At 57.0% G+C, this 16175-nt stretch carries 14 protein-coding genes; 13 read left to right on the top strand and 1 reads right to left on the bottom strand.

Annotation, left to right across the window (positions count from 1 at the left end; translation table 11 throughout):
• Positions 1–355: 355 nt before the first annotated feature.
• Entirely contained in the window at positions 356–1360 is a 1005-nt protein-coding gene (gene cra / locus BLU64_RS07670) for a catabolite repressor/activator (RefSeq protein WP_074728297.1), read from the top strand.
• A 536-nt stretch (positions 1361–1896) separates the two neighbouring features.
• Here cra and alaE read toward each other — a convergent pair.
• Entirely contained in the window at positions 1897–2016 is a 120-nt protein-coding gene (gene alaE / locus BLU64_RS17865; RefSeq protein ID WP_157755365.1) for an L-alanine exporter AlaE, read from the bottom strand.
• A gap of 730 nt (positions 2017–2746) precedes the next feature.
• Between alaE and mraZ the strand changes: the two genes are divergently transcribed.
• Genes mraZ through BLU64_RS07605 form a run of 12 tightly spaced genes read left to right on the top strand, consistent with a single transcriptional unit; the run spans position 2747 to position 16174 of the window.
• A complete protein-coding gene (gene mraZ, locus BLU64_RS07660) occupies positions 2747–3205 on the top strand; it encodes a division/cell wall cluster transcriptional repressor MraZ (RefSeq protein WP_026741699.1) in 459 nt (152 codons plus the stop codon).
• 2 nt (positions 3206–3207) lie between these two features.
• Positions 3208–4149, top strand: a complete 942-nt coding sequence (gene rsmH / locus BLU64_RS07655) for a 16S rRNA (cytosine(1402)-N(4))-methyltransferase RsmH (RefSeq protein ID WP_074728295.1) — start codon at positions 3208–3210, stop codon at positions 4147–4149.
• On the top strand, positions 4146–4466 hold the full coding sequence (gene ftsL, locus BLU64_RS07650) for a cell division protein FtsL (RefSeq protein ID WP_026739107.1): 321 nt from the start codon (positions 4146–4148) through the stop codon (positions 4464–4466). Before rsmH ends, ftsL begins: the two co-directional genes overlap by 4 nt.
• Before the next feature lie 23 nt (positions 4467–4489).
• A complete protein-coding gene (locus BLU64_RS07645; protein WP_026741702.1) occupies positions 4490–6253 on the top strand; it encodes a peptidoglycan glycosyltransferase FtsI in 1764 nt (587 codons plus the stop codon).
• On the top strand, positions 6240–7724 hold the full coding sequence (gene murE / locus BLU64_RS07640; RefSeq protein ID WP_074728293.1) for a UDP-N-acetylmuramoyl-L-alanyl-D-glutamate--2,6-diaminopimelate ligase: 1485 nt from the start codon (positions 6240–6242) through the stop codon (positions 7722–7724). The genes BLU64_RS07645 and murE overlap by 14 nt, the downstream gene beginning before the upstream one ends.
• The gene (murF, locus tag BLU64_RS07635; protein ID WP_074728291.1) at positions 7721–9082 is read left to right on the top strand and encodes a UDP-N-acetylmuramoyl-tripeptide--D-alanyl-D-alanine ligase; all 1362 of its coding nucleotides are present in this window, start codon (positions 7721–7723) and stop codon (positions 9080–9082) included. Before murE ends, murF begins: the two co-directional genes overlap by 4 nt.
• Positions 9076–10158, top strand: coding sequence for a phospho-N-acetylmuramoyl-pentapeptide-transferase (mraY, locus tag BLU64_RS07630; protein ID WP_026741705.1), 1083 nt, complete (start codon positions 9076–9078; stop codon positions 10156–10158). Before murF ends, mraY begins: the two co-directional genes overlap by 7 nt.
• A 4-nt stretch (positions 10159–10162) precedes the next feature.
• Positions 10163–11476, top strand: a complete 1314-nt coding sequence (murD, locus tag BLU64_RS07625; RefSeq protein WP_026741706.1) for a UDP-N-acetylmuramoyl-L-alanine--D-glutamate ligase — start codon at positions 10163–10165, stop codon at positions 11474–11476.
• On the top strand, positions 11476–12672 hold the full coding sequence (ftsW, locus tag BLU64_RS07620; RefSeq protein ID WP_074728289.1) for a cell division protein FtsW: 1197 nt from the start codon (positions 11476–11478) through the stop codon (positions 12670–12672). Before murD ends, ftsW begins: the two co-directional genes overlap by 1 nt.
• On the top strand, positions 12669–13736 hold the full coding sequence (murG, locus tag BLU64_RS07615; RefSeq protein ID WP_026741708.1) for an undecaprenyldiphospho-muramoylpentapeptide beta-N-acetylglucosaminyltransferase: 1068 nt from the start codon (positions 12669–12671) through the stop codon (positions 13734–13736). The genes ftsW and murG overlap by 4 nt, the downstream gene beginning before the upstream one ends.
• A gap of 53 nt (positions 13737–13789) precedes the next feature.
• Positions 13790–15250 (top strand): UDP-N-acetylmuramate--L-alanine ligase, encoded by a 1461-nt coding sequence (gene murC, locus BLU64_RS07610; protein ID WP_074728287.1) that lies wholly within the window; start codon positions 13790–13792, stop codon positions 15248–15250.
• A 6-nt stretch (positions 15251–15256) separates the two neighbouring features.
• Entirely contained in the window at positions 15257–16174 is a 918-nt protein-coding gene (locus BLU64_RS07605; RefSeq protein WP_026741709.1) for a D-alanine--D-alanine ligase, read from the top strand.
• Position 16175: the final 1 nt, after the last annotated feature.

Raw genomic sequence — 16175 nt, 5'->3', positions numbered from 1 at the left:
AATTTGTCGGCAGGGTTAATGGTAAGAAAAAGCGCGTTGGAAAGGTTTTTCGGGTCAGCGACGCTGTTTTCACCGATAGAGAGGCTGAACCGCTCTCAAGCTGGTTGTGGATATGGGGCGCGGGCGCTTAAGCGCTCAACGCCTTTACTCGAAGGGGCGCCTGTGCACTGTTATAACCTGCTGCAGCTCCCGCAGGGCACTGACAATACCTAAATGGTCTATGAGCGTCATCATACTGTGATAAAAGCGGTTGCCGTCCGGAAGGTTGTGCGGTTAGATCGAGCAGATATCCTTGGTTAGTTTATGGCTATCATTCCATTCATTCTTCATTAACTGACTTATTAAGGGGTTACCAGTGAAACTGGATGAAATTGCGCGTCTTGCGGGGGTTTCGCGTACGACGGCCAGTTATGTCATCAACGGAAAGGCGAAGCAGTATCGCGTGAGCGATAAGACCGTTGAAAAGGTCATGGCGGTGGTCCGTGAACACAATTATCATCCCAATGCTGTAGCCGCTGGGCTACGCGCCGGACGAACGCGTTCTATCGGCCTGGTCATCCCCGATTTGGAAAATACCAGCTATACCCGCATTGCCAACTATCTTGAGCGTCAGGCCCGCCAGCGTGGCTATCAGTTGCTGATAGCATGCTCGGAAGATCAGCCCGATAACGAAATGCGCTGCATCGAACATCTTTTGCAGCGTCAGGTGGATGCCATCATCGTGTCCACGTCTTTGCCCCCGGAACATCCTTTCTATCAGCGCTGGGTTAAAGATCCTTTGCCGATTATCGCGTTGGACCGCGCGTTAGATCGTGAGCACTTCACCAGCGTGGTGGGTGCGGATAGGGAAGATGCGGAAATGCTGGCGAGGGAGCTGCGTAACATTCCGGCTGAACGGGTGCTCTATCTGGGCGCGTTGCCGGAATTATCCGTCAGTTTCCTGCGCGAACAAGGTTTTCGTCAGGCCTGGGAAAACGATCCCCGGCAGGTGAAATATCTCTACGCGAACAGCTACGAACGCAGTGCGGCGGCAGCGGTATTCTCGGACTATTTGCAGCACAACCCGATGCCGGAGGCTTTGTTTACGACCTCTTTCCCTCTATTGCAAGGCGTGATGGACGTGACATTGAAGCAGAGCGGTCGGTTACCCAATAATCTCGCTATCGCCACGTTCGGCGACAACGAGCTGCTGGATTTCCTGGAATGTCAGGTTCTGTCCGTCGCGCAGCGCCACCGGGAGGTGGCTGAGCGGGTACTGGAACTGGTACTGGCGAGCTTGGATGAACCACGCAGGCCGAAGGCGGGACTTTATCGTATCCGTCGCAGTCTTTATCGCCGGGGGTCATTAAGTCGTCGTTAAAGGGATAGGATATTGCCGGGCCGAACTTCCCGGCAACGCCTGCTATTCCGGCCGTTATCATCGTTGTTTAATGCACACCCTCTGGATATCTCTCTGCGAATTTTTACTCAGTGCGTGTTATTTTCGAGTTTTCGCCTAAGAAAAGTCCCGTTTTATAAGAAAGTTTTTTTACCTTTCTACGCCACACCCTAATGGAAAATTAATGGATAACGAGGCGATCCCGGCTTTTGACGGATACGCAAAACAGCTGACGACAAAATTCCAGGAAATAAGGCCACGCCTATGACCCTCGATATCACGCCATTACTGCTAACGGCCGTGACCATTTGCGCGGTGTTGGCGCCAATGATGAGCAAAATAACCCGCTATACCGGCGACTGAAAATTGATGTAGACAATCAGGCCAGTGATGTTTTTGGTCCTGATGTTTCGGGGCGTCCGATCCTGAGTTTAATCGACGATGCGATTGCGGTAGATCCTATAAGACCCTGCAATAACGGTATTAACTGGGGTAAAAAGCAGCCGAAAGCAAAGCGACTACTGGCGCGACATGCTTGAAATCAGTATGTCGATCGCCATGCCGATCACTAAACAGTAAATCACCCTGGCGAAGGTGTCAGCCAGCGCGCCGCGCAGGCATGAGAACCGGGTGAACACGCCAGTTGACTTCTGAGTATCGAAGATCAAACTGTTTGTGGGGCTGTATTATCGGGATCAGTAGGGAAATACTTATTTAAAACAAAACATTGTATTTATTTCCAGAGAACGCGATGTGCAGATCGCTGTTCCTCTCTTTCTTATTTAGAATCGGCTTTGCTTTAGACCTTACAGATTAGTATTAGCGAGAAATGAAACATTCGCACTGTAAATATAAACAGTCTTTCTGCCCCGAAGAAATTCTTTCCAAGCATTGATGACGCCGTTGATAAGATATTCTTAATGGAAAACATTCTGTTTTTCTCAGCGAAAATGTTTTTTTACAATTCAAAACTGCATTGGGGATTTAAGAACACCCCTTTTTGACAAAAAAGATTGTTAAAAAATTCAGATAAATCAGGGGGTGATGACGAAGTCAGGTTTTATCGAAAATAGAAAATACGTAACGATATGTGGCTGTGAAAATAATATTGCATCGGTTGTTAAAGCGTATATCTTTCACGCATTCGAGGGGGCCTGGTTAATTTCTCTTATTTAATCACAGCCTTAATACTCATTATTTTTTATTGGTGTTTTCTTAACAGTTTTTCCCCCGCTAAAACTTGCTGAAAATAATGCCTGCCCGCCTCCGTACTTGCTTGACAAGGTTTTCCTCCCCTCCGTAAACTCTGGAGCGTGGGAATTTGTGGGACAAAGTGGTAGAAAATGGCATGAAGGGCTAAATACAACCATGTTTCGTGGGGCAAGTCTGGTCAATCTCGACAGTAAAGGACGGCTCGCCGTTCCGACCCGATACCGGGACGTACTGAACGAGGAAGCGCAGGGGCAAATGGTTTGCACCATTGACCTTCACCAGCCATGCCTGCTGCTTTATCTCTTGCCTGAGTGGGAAATCATCGAACAGAAGCTCTCTCGCCTGTCGAGCATGAATCCCGCCGAACGTCGCGTTCAGCGTTTGCTGCTGGGACACGCCAGTGAGTGCCAAATGGATGGTGCCGGGCGTTTATTAATCGCGTCTACGCTGCGGCAACATGCAAAGCTTACAAAAGAAGTGATGCTGGTCGGGCAGTTCAACAAGTTTGAACTGTGGGATGAACAGACCTGGTATCGACAAGTCAAGGAAGACATCGAATCTGAACAATCGACTCAGGAACCGCTATCTGATCGATTGCAGGACTTATCTCTATAGTCATGACAGAAACTTTTAAACACACGACCGTGCTGTTGGATGAGGCCGTCAACGGCCTGAACATTCGCGGCGACGGTATTTACATTGACGGTACGTTTGGCCGCGGCGGTCACTCCCGTCTGATTCTGTCCCATTTGGGGCCGGAGGGTCGCCTGCTGGCAATCGATCTCGATCCTCAAGCTATCGCCGCTGCCAGCGACATTGACGATGCGCGTTTCTCTATCATTCACGGTCCTTTTTCTTCAATCGCTGAATACGCTGAGGAACGCGGACTGAAGGGAAAAATCAACGGCGTACTGCTGGATCTTGGCGTCTCTTCGCCGCAGCTTGACGATCCGGAGCGTGGTTTTTCCTTCATGCGCGACGGCCCGCTCGACATGCGTATGGATCCTACCCGCGGCGTCTCTGCTGCCGAATGGTTGATGAAAGCGGAAGCGGAAGATATCGCCTGGGTGCTCAAAACCTTTGGCGAAGAGCGTTTCGCACGCCGTATTGCGCGCGCCATTGTTGAGCGTAATCAGACCGAACCGATGACGCGTACGAAAGAGCTGGCCGAGCTGATTGCCGCCGCCAGTCCGATCCGCGAGAAACATAAACATCCCGCAACGCGCTCTTTCCAGGCTATTCGTATTTATATCAACAGCGAACTCGAAGAGATCGAACGTGCGCTCAACGGCGCGCTGGATGTGCTGGCTCCTGAAGGCCGGCTGTCAGTGATCAGCTTCCATTCCCTTGAAGACCGCATCGTGAAGCGTTTTATCCGCCACAACAGCCGTGGGCCGCAGGTGCCAGCTGGTTTGCCGTTGACGGAAGAACAGCTTCAGGCGCAGGGGGGAAGAACCCTGAAAATCGCAGGAAAAATGAAGCCGTCCGACGCTGAAGTCGCGGAGAACCCGCGCGCCCGCAGCTCCGTATTGCGTTTCGCCGAGAGATTGTCCTCATGATCGGGCACGAGCGTCACTCCCTGGCTGGCGTTATCGCAGAAGATTTGCTGCGGCACGGCAAACTGCCGTTGCTGCTGCTGGTCGCGGTCTTGATTTCGGCCGTGTTGGTGGTGACGACGGCGCATCGCACGCGCCTGCTGACCGCGGAGCGAGAGCGCCTTCTGCTGGAACGTGACGCGCTGGATATCGAATGGCGCAACCTGATTCTGGAAGAGAATGCGCTGGGCGACCACAGCCGTGTCGAGCAGAACGCGATAGAAAAACTCTACATGGGCCATGTCGATCCTTCGCAGGAAAATATTGTGGTTAAACAATGAACTGACAGGTTATTACTTAATAAATGAAACCCGCACGCACCGGAAGGTTGAAACGTCAGGAACAACATGCCAGCTTCGTCAGCTGGCGTTTTGCGTTGCTTTGCGGGGGGATTCTGATCTGTCTGATCGGCCTGATGCTGCGCACCGCCTATCTCCAGGTCATTGCGCCAGATAAGCTGGTGCGTGAAGGCGACATGCGCTCCCTGCGTGTGCAGGAAGTTCCGACCGCGCGTGGGATGATTAGCGATCGCGCGGGCCGTCCGTTGGCGGTCAGTGTCCCGGTCAATGCCATCTGGGCCGATCCCAAGGAAGTGAACGACCACGGCGGCATTGCGCTTGATACGCGCTGGAAAGCGCTGGCCGATGCGCTGGACATGCCGCTCGACCAAATCGCCACTAAGGTTAACGCTAACCCTAACGGTCGCTTCGTTTATCTGGCGCGTCAGATAAACCCCGCCATCGGCGAATACATTCATAAACTAAAACTGCCGGGCATCAATCTGCGTCAGGAGTCGCGTCGCTACTACCCGTCAGGTCCGGTGACCTCTCATCTCATCGGCTTCACCAACATCGACGGACAGGGAATCGAAGGGATCGAGAAGAGTTTCGACCGCTGGCTGACCGGCCAACCGGGCGAGCGCACCGTGCGTAAAGACCGGTTTGGGCGCGTTATCGAGGATATCTCCTCCGTCGACAGTCAGGCCGCGCACAACCTGATGCTGAGCATCGACGAACGCCTGCAGGCGCTGGTGTACCGTGAGCTGAATAACGCGGTCGCCTTTAACAAGGCGGAGTCCGGCACCGCCGTGTTGGTCGACGTCAACACCGGCGAAGTGCTGGCGATGGCCAATAGCCCGGCTTATAACCCCAATAACCTATCCGGCACCTCCAACGACGTCATCCGCAACCGCGCCATTACCGATATCTTTGAACCGGGTTCCACGGTGAAGCCGATGGTGGTTATGTCCGCGCTACAGCGCAACGTGGTGAAAGAGAACAGCGTTCTGAATACGCTGCCTTATTACATCAACGGACACGAAATCAAAGATGTGGCGCGTTACAACGAACTAACGTTGACGGGCGTGCTTCAGAAATCGAGCAATGTCGGCGTATCCCGACTGTCGCTGGCAATGCCTTCCTCAGTGTTAGTGGATACTTACTCTCGTTTTGGGCTGGGTAAACCCACCAACCTCGGGTTGGTCGGTGAAAGCTCCGGGCTGTTTCCTCATCGTCAGCGCTGGGCGGATATCGAGCGTGCCACCTTCTCATTTGGCTACGGTCTGATGGTCACGCCGCTGCAACTGGCGCGGATGTACGCCACAATCGGCAGCTTCGGCATCTATCGTCCTCTTTCCATTACCAAAGTCGACCCGCCAGTGTCGGGAGAACGTATCTTCCCGGACAACATCGTACGCACCGTGGTGCACATGATGGAAAGCGTCGCGCTGCCGGGCGGCGGCGGCTCAAAAGCGGCAATTAAAGGCTATCGCATCGCGATCAAGACCGGTACGGCGAAAAAAGTCGGGCCGGACGGTAAGTACGTCAACAAATACATCGCTTACACCGCCGGTGTTGCCCCGGCCAGTAATCCCCGCTTTGCGCTGGTCGTGGTCATCAATGACCCGCAGGCCGGGAAATACTACGGCGGTGCGGTCTCTGCGCCGGTATTCGGCGCCATCATGGGCGGCGTGCTTCGCACCATGAACATCGAGCCGGATGCCCTGGCGACGGGGGAGAAAAATGAATTCGTTATTAACCGAAAAGAGGGCTCAGGTGACAGATCGTAATTTGCACGATTTGCTGGCGCCGTGGGTTGCCAACGCTCCCGAGCGCGCGCTGCGGGAGATGACGCTGGACAGTCGCATTGCCGCGGCGGGCGACGTCTTTGTCGCTATCGTCGGACACCAGACCGACGGGCGACGCTATATTGCGCAGGCCATCGCTCAAGGCGTGGCTGCGGTGATTGCCCAGGCGGATGAGGAAAATCCGGAAGGCACCGTGTGTGAAAAGCACGGCGTACCGGTGATTTATCTGGATGAACTCAATCAGCGGCTTTCGGCGCTGGCGGGACGTTTCTACCATCAGCCAGCGGAGAGACTTCGCCTGGTCGGCGTGACCGGCACCAACGGCAAAACGACCACCAGTCAGCTGTTAGCGCAGTGGAGTCAGGCGCTGGGGGAAACCAGCGCGGTGATGGGCACTATCGGCAACGGCTTGCTGGGACGAGAAGCCCCGGCGGAAAACACCACGGGATCGGCCATCGGCGTACAACAGACGCTCAGCCAATTGGCTGATGCGGGCGCAACGTTCGCCGCGATGGAAGTTTCTTCCCACGGACTGGTTCAGCATCGCGTTGCCGCGCTGCCCTTCGCCGCCGCCGTATTTACCAATCTGAGCCGCGACCATCTCGACTATCACGGCGACATGGCGCATTACGAAGAAGCCAAATGGGCGCTCTTCGCGGAACATCAGGTCGGTGAAGCTATCATCAACGCGGACGACGAAGTGGGTCGACGCTGGCTGAGCCGGCTTCCTGACGCGGTAGCCGTGACGCTGGGATCGTCGCGTCCAGAGGGCCGCAGCCGTTGGCTGCAAGTGAAAAGCGTGGAGTATCACGACAGCGGTTTTACCGCGCAGGTGGATTCCAGCTGGGGGCAAACCACTGTTCACAGTCGCCTGATGGGCGAGTTCAACGTCAGCAATATGATGCTGGCGCTGGCGACGCTGCTGGCGCTGGGCTATCCGCTGGAACAGTTGGCTGAAACATCCGCGTCGATCCAACCGGTGTGCGGCAGGATGGAAGTCTTCCACGCCGAAGGCAAACCGACCGTCGTGGTGGATTATGCGCACACACCCGATGCTTTGGAAAAGGCGCTGGAGGCCGCGAGACTGCACTGTCAGGGGCAACTCTGGTGCGTGTTTGGCTGCGGCGGCGATCGTGACAAAGGTAAGCGCCCACTCATGGGCGCGGTAGCGGAACAGCTGGCCGACCGGGTCATCGTGACGGACGACAACCCGCGCAGCGAAGCGCCGCAGGCTATCGTCAAAGACATCCTCAGCGGCCTGATGGACGCCGGCCGTGTTCAGACGATTGAAGGTCGGACGGCGGCGGTCAGCAGTGCGGTGATGCACGCGGGGCCGGATGACGTGGTGCTGGTGGCCGGTAAAGGTCACGAAGATTATCAGATCGTGGGCAATCAACGGCTGGATTACTCCGACCGTCTGACGGTCGCGCGTCTGTTGGGAGTGGTGGCATGATTCGCGTAACGCTTAGCCAATTGGCGAACGTTTTAAACGCCCGTCTGGAAGGGGACGATCTGGCGATCGACGCCGTCTCGACGGATACCCGCCATCTGGCCGATGGCTGCCTGTTCGTGGCGCTGCAGGGTGAGAAATTCGATGCCCACGACTACGCCGAGAATGCGATCAGCCAGGGCGCGGCAGCACTGTTGGTGAGTAAGCGCTTACCTGTTTCGGCGCCGCAACTCATCGTGAAAGATACGCGGCTGGCGCTGGGCGCGTTGGCTGCCTGGGTACGGCAGCAATCATCGGCTCGCGTCGTCGCCCTGACCGGTTCGTCCGGGAAGACGTCGGTCAAAGAGATGACTGCGGCAATCTTGCGGCAGTGCGGCAACGTTCTTTATACCGCCGGGAATCTGAACAACGACATCGGCGTGCCGCTGACGCTGCTGCGACTGACGTCGGAACACGATTTCGCCGTCATTGAACTGGGCGCGAACCACATCGGCGAGATCGCCTACACCGCTGACCTCACGCGGCCGGAAACGGCGCTGGTCAACAATATTGCGGCCGCGCATCTGGAAGGGTTCGGGTCGCTGGCCGGCGTCGCGCAGGCCAAAGGCGAGATCTTCAACGGTCTTCCCGCCGACGGCGTCGCTATTCTGAACGCTGACAGTAACGACTGGCCGCACTGGCAAACGACCCTGACGCAGAAAACCGTCTGGCGCTTTTCGCCGGAAGCCGCAGAGGATGTGAACTTTTTCGCCAGCGACGTCGTCGTGACGGCGCAGGGCACGACGTTCACCTTGCACAGCCCGTTCGGTGAGATTCAGGTGATGCTGCCGCTGCCGGGCAAACATAATGTTGCCAACGCGCTGGCGGCCGCGGCGCTGGCGATGTCCGTCGGTGCATCGCTGAAGGACGTGAAGTCTGGACTGGCGCAGCTTGAGGCGGTGCCGGGACGTTTGTTCCCGCTCTCTCTGGGCGGTGAGCAGCGGGTGCTGGACGACAGTTACAACGCCAACGTCGGCTCCCTGACGGCGGCGGTACAGGTACTGGCGGATATGCCGGGGTATCGGGTACTGGTCGTCGGTGACATGGCGGAGTTGGGGCGGGAAGCCGAAGCGTGCCACCGGCAGGTCGGCGAGGCCGCGCGGATCGCCGGTATCGACCGCGTGCTGAGCGTCGGCACGTTAAGCGAATTGATTAGCCAGGCCAGCGGTCAGGGCGAACATTTTCAGGATAAAGCCGCGGTGGTCGCCCGTCTTCGGGCGCTATTGGCGGAACACACAGTGATTACCATTTTAATAAAAGGCTCACGCAGCGCTGCGATGGAGCAGGTAGTACGGGCATTACAGGAGAAGGCAACATGTTAGTGTGGCTGGCCGAACAACTGGTCAAATTTTATTCCGGCTTCAACGTCTTTTCCTACCTGACGTTTCGAGCCATTGTCAGCCTGCTGACTGCATTAGTGATCTCGCTCTGGATGGGGCCTCATTTGATCGCCTGGTTGCAGCGTTTACAGATTGGGCAGGTCGTTCGTAGCGAAGGGCCGGAGTCGCACTTCAGCAAACGCGGTACGCCGACGATGGGCGGCGTGATGATACTGGCGTCGATCACGATTTCCGTACTGCTATGGGTGAATCTTTCGAATCCGTACGTCTGGTGCGTGCTGTTGGTGCTGCTGGGGTACGGCATCGTCGGATTCGTGGACGATTACCGCAAGGTCGTGCGCAAAGATACCAAAGGGCTGATCGCGCGCTGGAAGTATTTCTGGCAGTCGCTATTGGCGCTGATCGTCGCTTTCTCCATGTACGCCATTGGCAAAGACACGCCGGCGACGCAGCTGGTCGTGCCGTTCTTTAAAGACATCATGCCGCAACTGGGGTTGATGTACGTGGTTTTGGCTTACTTCGTCATTGTCGGCACCAGCAACGCCGTCAACCTGACCGACGGTCTGGATGGCTTGGCGATTATGCCGACGGTGTTTGTCGCCGCGGGCTTCGGGCTGGTGGCGTGGGCGACCGGGAACATGAACTTCGCCAACTATCTGCATATTCCGTACATCCGTCATGCCAGCGAACTGGTGGTGGTATGCACGGCGATAGTCGGCGCGGGGCTTGGGTTTCTGTGGTTCAACACCTATCCGGCGCAGGTCTTTATGGGCGACGTCGGTTCGCTGGCGCTGGGCGGCGCGCTCGGGACGATCGCCGTGTTGCTGCGTCAGGAATTTTTACTGGTGATCATGGGGGGCGTGTTCGTGGTCGAAACGCTGTCGGTGATCCTACAGGTTGGCTCCTTTAAGCTGCGCGGCCAGCGGATTTTCCGCATGGCGCCGATACATCACCACTATGAGCTTAAAGGGTGGCCGGAACCGCGCGTGATTGTGCGATTCTGGATTATTTCTCTGATGCTGGTGCTCATTGGACTGGTCACACTGAAGGTACGGTAACGACATGGACTATCAGGGTAAAAAAGTCGTCATTATCGGGTTGGGCCTGACCGGGCTATCCTGTGTTGATTTCTTCCTCACGCGCGGGGTGACGCCTCGTGTGGTGGATACCCGTGTCAGTCCGCCCGGTCTGGATAAACTACCTGAACAGGTCGAGCGCTACGTAGGCGGATTAAGGGACGAGTGGCTCATGGACGCCGACCTGATCGTGGCCAGCCCCGGCATTGCTCTGGCGACGCCCGCATTATGCAGCGCCGCAGACGCAGGTATTGAGATTGTTGGCGATATCGAGCTGTTTTGCCGCGAGGCGCAGGCGCCCATCGTCGCGATCACGGGGTCGAACGGTAAAAGCACCGTCACCACGCTCATGGGGGAAATGGCGCGTGCGGCCGGTTGGTCGGTGGGCGTCGGCGGCAACATCGGCGTTCCGGCGCTGGAGCTGCTCAAGCAGGAGTGTCAGCTCTATGTACTGGAGCTTTCCAGCTTCCAGTTGGAAACGACCTCTAGCCTGCACGCGGCGGCGGCCACCATTCTGAACGTCACGGAAGATCATTCCAATCGTTATCCGCTGGGGCTGCAACAGTACCGTGCCGCCAAACTGCGTATCTACGAAAACGCCGCCGTCTGCGTGGTGAATGCCGATGATGCGCTGACCATGCCGGTGCGCGGCGCCGACGATCGCTGCCTGAGCTTCGGCGTCGATGTGGGCAACTATCACCTGAATCGGCAGCAGGGCGAAACCTGGCTGCGGGTTAATGGAGAGCGCGTGATCAATACGCGCGAAATCAAATTGGTCGGTCAGCACAACTATACCAACGCGCTTGCCGCGCTGGCGCTGGCCGATACGGTGGGTATTCCGCGCGCTTCGGCGCTGGCGGCGCTCACCGACTTCACCGGTCTGGCGCATCGTTTCCAACTGGTGCTGGATCGCAACGATGTGCGTTGGATCAACGACTCGAAGGCGACCAACGTCGGCAGCACCGAGGCGGCGTTGAGCGGGCTGCACATCGACGGCACGCTGCATCTGCTGCTGGGCGGAGACGGTAAGTCCGCCGACTTCTCCCCGCTGAAGCCTTATCTTCAGGGCGATAACGTGCGGCTGTACTGTTTTGGTCGCGATGGCGATCTGTTGGCGGCGCTGCGCCCGGATATCGCCCTGCGTACCGAGACGATGGCGCAGGCGATGACGCAGATTTCCCAGCAGGTCCGCCCGGGAGACGCAGTGTTGCTGTCCCCGGCCTGTGCGAGTCTGGATCAGTTCCGCAGTTTTGAGCAGCGCGGCGATGAATTTGCACGTTTGGCGGAGGAACTGGGCTGATGCGAATGGCGGCGATAGTGGAACGATTGAGACGCTGGGTCATGGGAACGCGCGAAAGCGATAACCTCAGCGCCGTGCTATACGATCGTACGCTGCTGTGGCTGACGCTCGGACTGGCAGTCATCGGTTTCGTGATGGTGACATCCGCTTCCATGCCAGTGGGTCAGCGTCTGGCTGGCGACCCGTTCTTGTTCGCCAAGCGCGACGGGCTTTATCTTGCGTTGGCCTTTGGTTTGTCGCTGATCACCATGCGGGTGCCGATGGGCGTGTGGCAACGCTACAGCCCGCTTTTGCTGCTGGTGGCGATGGTTTTGCTGCTGGTTGTGCTGGTGGTGGGGAGTTCGGTCAACGGGGCGTCCCGTTGGATATCGCTGGGGCCGTTGCGCATCCAGCCAGCCGAACTGTCGAAGCTGGCGCTGTTTTGCTACCTCTCCAGCTACATGGTGCGCAAAGTGGAAGAGGTACGAAACAATTTCTGGGGATTCTGCAAACCGATGGGTGTGATGGTGGTGCTGGCGGTGCTGCTGCTGGCGCAGCCTGACCTCGGCACGGTGGTCGTGTTGTTCATCACGACGCTGGCCATGCTGTTCCTGGCGGGCGCCAAACTCTGGCAGTTTCTGGCGATTATCGGCAGCGGCATCTTCGCGGTCTGTCTGCTGATAATTGCGGAACCGTACCGTATTCGCCGCGTGACATCTTTCTGGAATCCCTGGGATGATCCGTTCGGCAGCGGCTATCAGTTGACGCAGTCGTTGATGGCATTCGGACGAGGCGAAATATGGGGGCAAGGACTGGGAAATTCGATTCAAAAACTGGAATATCTGCCGGAAGCGCACACTGACTTTATTTTCTCCATTTTAGGCGAAGAACTGGGCTATATCGGTGTGGTTTTGGCGTTGTTAATGATATTCTTCGTCGCCTTTCGGGCGATGTCGATTGGACGGCGCGCGCTGCAGATTGATCAGCGCTTTTCAGGGTTTCTGGCGTGTTCCATCGGCATTTGGTTCAGTTTCCAAACATTGGTCAATGTAGGAGCCGCGGCGGGCATGTTGCCGACCAAAGGGTTAACCCTGCCGCTGGTCAGTTACGGGGGGTCCAGTCTGTTGATTATGTCGACCGCCATCGTACTGCTGTTACGCATAGATTATGAGACGCGCCTGACGAAAGCGCAGGCGTTTACGAGGAGTGCCCGATGAGTGGCGAAGGCAAGCGTCTGATGGTGATGGCGGGCGGAACTGGGGGGCATGTGTTCCCTGGACTGGCCGTGGCGCATCATCTGATGGCGCAGGGATGGCAAGTGCGCTGGTTAGGCACCGCTGACCGTATGGAAGCCGATTTGGTGCCCAGGCACGGTATTGAAATTGATTTTATCCGCATTTCTGGCCTGCGCGGAAAAGGGTTAAAAGCGCTGATTTGCGCGCCGCTGCGTATTTTCCGCGCGGTGCGTCAGGCGCGGGCGATCATGCGCGAGTACCAGCCGGACGTCGTACTAGGTATGGGCGGTTATGTTTCCGGTCCCGGCGGCTTGGCGGCGTGGCTGTGTGGTATTCCGGTGGTGTTGCATGAACAGAACGGCATCGCCGGGCTGACTAATCGCTGGTTGTCGCGTATTGCAAAAACGGTCTTGCAGGCATTTCCGGGCGCGTTTCCCAAAGCGCCCGTCGTCGGAAATCCGGTGCGGACCGACGTGTTGGCGCTGCCGTCTCCGGCGGAGCGTCTGGCGGAGCGGTGCGGGCCTATCCGTGTGCTGGTTATCGGCGGCAGTCAGGGCGCTCGGGTCTTGAACCAGACGTTGCCAGGCGTGGCCGCTACGCTGGGCGACAGAATCACGATTTGGCATCAGACCGGCAAAGGCGCGCAGGCTGACGTTCAGGCCGCATACGCAATAGCCGGACAACCGCAGCACAACGTCGTCGAGTTTATCGATGATATGGCGGCGGCATATGCCTGGGCCGACGTCGTCGTTTGCCGCTCCGGGGCGCTGACGGTCAGTGAGATCGCCGCCGCCGGCTTGCCGGCGCTTTTCGTGCCGTTCCAGCATAAGGATCGGCAGCAGTATTGGAACGCGTTGCCGTTGGAACGGGCAGGCGCGGCCAAAATTATCGAGCAGGCCGATATCAGCGTTGACGCCGTCAGCGATGTATTGGGCGGCTGGGACCGCGCTACGCTGCGCGACATGGCCGAAAAGGCCCAAACGGTCGCCATTCCTGATGCGACCGCGCGCGTTGCGGCTGAAGTCGTGGCGGCGGTTCAACATTAATCATGACATCGCTGGACACAGGACGGCGATCAAATAGGTAGCGATAGGTAAAAGTGAATACACAACAACTGGCGAAACTGCGTTCAATCGTGCCCGAGATGCACCGTGTCCGGCACATCCACTTTGTTGGCATCGGTGGTGCCGGCATGGGCGGTATCGCCGAAGTTCTGGTTAATGAAGGCTATGAGATTAGCGGCTCCGATCTGGCGCCGAATGCGGTCACGCAGCAGTTGAGCGACCTGGGCGCGCAGATCTATTTCCACCATCGTCCAGAAAATGTGAATGGCGCGAGCGTGGTGGTTGTATCCACCGCCATTTCCGGCGACAACCCGGAAATCATCGCCGCGAAGGAAGCGCGTATCCCGGTGATTCGTCGAGCGGAAATGCTGGCGGAACTGATGCGCTTTCGTCACGGCATCGCGGTCGCGGGTACGCACGGCAAAACAACGACGACGGCGATTGTCACCAGTATTTATGCGGAAGCCGGGCTGGACCCCACATTCGTCAATGGCGGGCTGGTAAAAGCGGCGGGTACGCATGCGCGACTGGGATCCAGTCGCTACCTGATCGCAGAAGCGGATGAAAGCGATGCGTCTTTCCTGCATCTACAGCCGATGGCGGCGATTGTGACCAATATCGAAGCCGATCATATGGATACGTATCAGGGCGATTTCGAGAACCTGAAGCAGACGTTTATCAACTTTCTGCACAACCTGCCGTTTTATGGGCACGCGGTGATGTGTCTGGACGATCAGGTTGTTCGCGAACTGCTGCCGCGTGTGGGACGCCACGTGACGACGTACGGATTCTGCGACGATGCCGATGTGCGTATCGCCAGCTACCGTCAGGTGGGGGCGCAGGGCCACTTTACATTGGAGCGTCAGGGGAAACCACTGCTGCACGTAACCCTGAATGCGCCGGGTCGCCACAATGCGTTGAACGCGGCGGCGGCGGTTGCTATCGCATCAGAAGAAGGTATTGAAGACGACGCGATCCTGCGGGCGCTCGAGCGTTTCGAAGGCACCGGCCGCCGTTTCGACTTCCTGGGCGAATATTCTCTGGAGCCGGTGAACGGTAAAAGCGGCGCGGTCATGTTGGTGGATGACTATGGCCATCATCCCACCGAAGTGGACGCTACGATCAAAGCGGCGCGGGCGGGCTGGCCGGAAAAAAGGCTGGTGATGATTTTCCAGCCTCACCGCTATACGCGTACGCGTGATTTGTACGACGACTTCGCGCACGTGCTGTCTCAGGTGGACGTGTTACTGATGCTGGACGTTTATTCGGCAGGAGAAACGCCTATTCCAGGGGCAGATAGCCGCTCTTTATGCCGTACAATTCGCGGAAGAGGTAAGATTGATCCGATTTTAGTGCCGGATATAGAGAGTTTACCTGAATTGTTGGCACCGGCGCTGCAAGATGGGGACCTCGTGATGGTTCAGGGCGCGGGTAATATCGGCAAACTGGCCCGCAAGCTGGCGGATTCACGCCTACAGCCGCAGGTCAGAGGGTAAACCGGAATGACTGAAAAGGTTGCTGTATTGCTAGGGGGATCATCCGCAGAACGCGATATCTCTTTGCTCTCTGGGCAGGCCGTATTGGCCGGTTTGCGGGAAGCTGGAGTGGATGCGCGAGCGATAGATCCCCGCGATTTCCCGGTCAGTTTCCTTAAAGAACAAGGGTTTAGTCGGATATTTATTGCGCTTCACGGGCGTGGAGGCGAAGACGGTTCCATGCAGGGCGCGTTGGAGCAACTGGGGCTGCCGTATACCGGCAGCGGCGTCATGGCGTCGGCGCTTACGATGGATAAATGTCGCACCAAACAGATTTGGCAGGCGTCAAATTTACCGGTAGCGCCTTATATCGTGCTGAATCGGCGTCAGTTTCAGCGCAGTAATCCATCTGGTTTGCTAGAGTTAGTAGAACCTCTCGGTATGCCTTTGATTGTCAAGCCGAGTCGGGAGGGTTCCAGCGTTGGAATGAGCAAAGTCGAGCAGGCTGATGCATTACCTACGGCGCTGGAAGCGGCCTTCAATCATGACGAAAATGTGATGGTGGAAAAGTGGTTGAGCGGTCCGGAGTTTACGGTGGCTATTCTCGGTGACGAAACACTGCCGTCGATCCGCATTGAGACGACAGGCACGTTTTACGATTATCAGGCGAAGTACGCGTCGGAAGACACTCGCTATTTCTGCCCAAGCGGTTTGACGGCGGAGCAGGAAAGCGAACTGGCTTCCCTGTCTCTGGCGGCCTATCGCGCGCTGGACTGCAGCGGTTGGGGACGGGTTGATGTAATGATGGATGACGGCAGATTTTACCTGTTAGAGGTCAATACCTCGCCGGGCATGACCGAGCACAGTCTGGTGCCGATGGCTGCCAGACAGCATGGCCTGACGTTTCCACAATTGGTGACACGCATTTTGGAGCTGGCGAGCTGAT

This window comes from Lonsdalea quercina (genome assembly GCF_900107885.1).
Classification (GTDB): Bacteria; Pseudomonadota; Gammaproteobacteria; order Enterobacterales; family Enterobacteriaceae; genus Lonsdalea; species Lonsdalea quercina.
The sequence above is the reverse complement of the archived record's forward strand: the minus strand, read 5'-3'. Positions and strand labels throughout refer to the sequence as shown.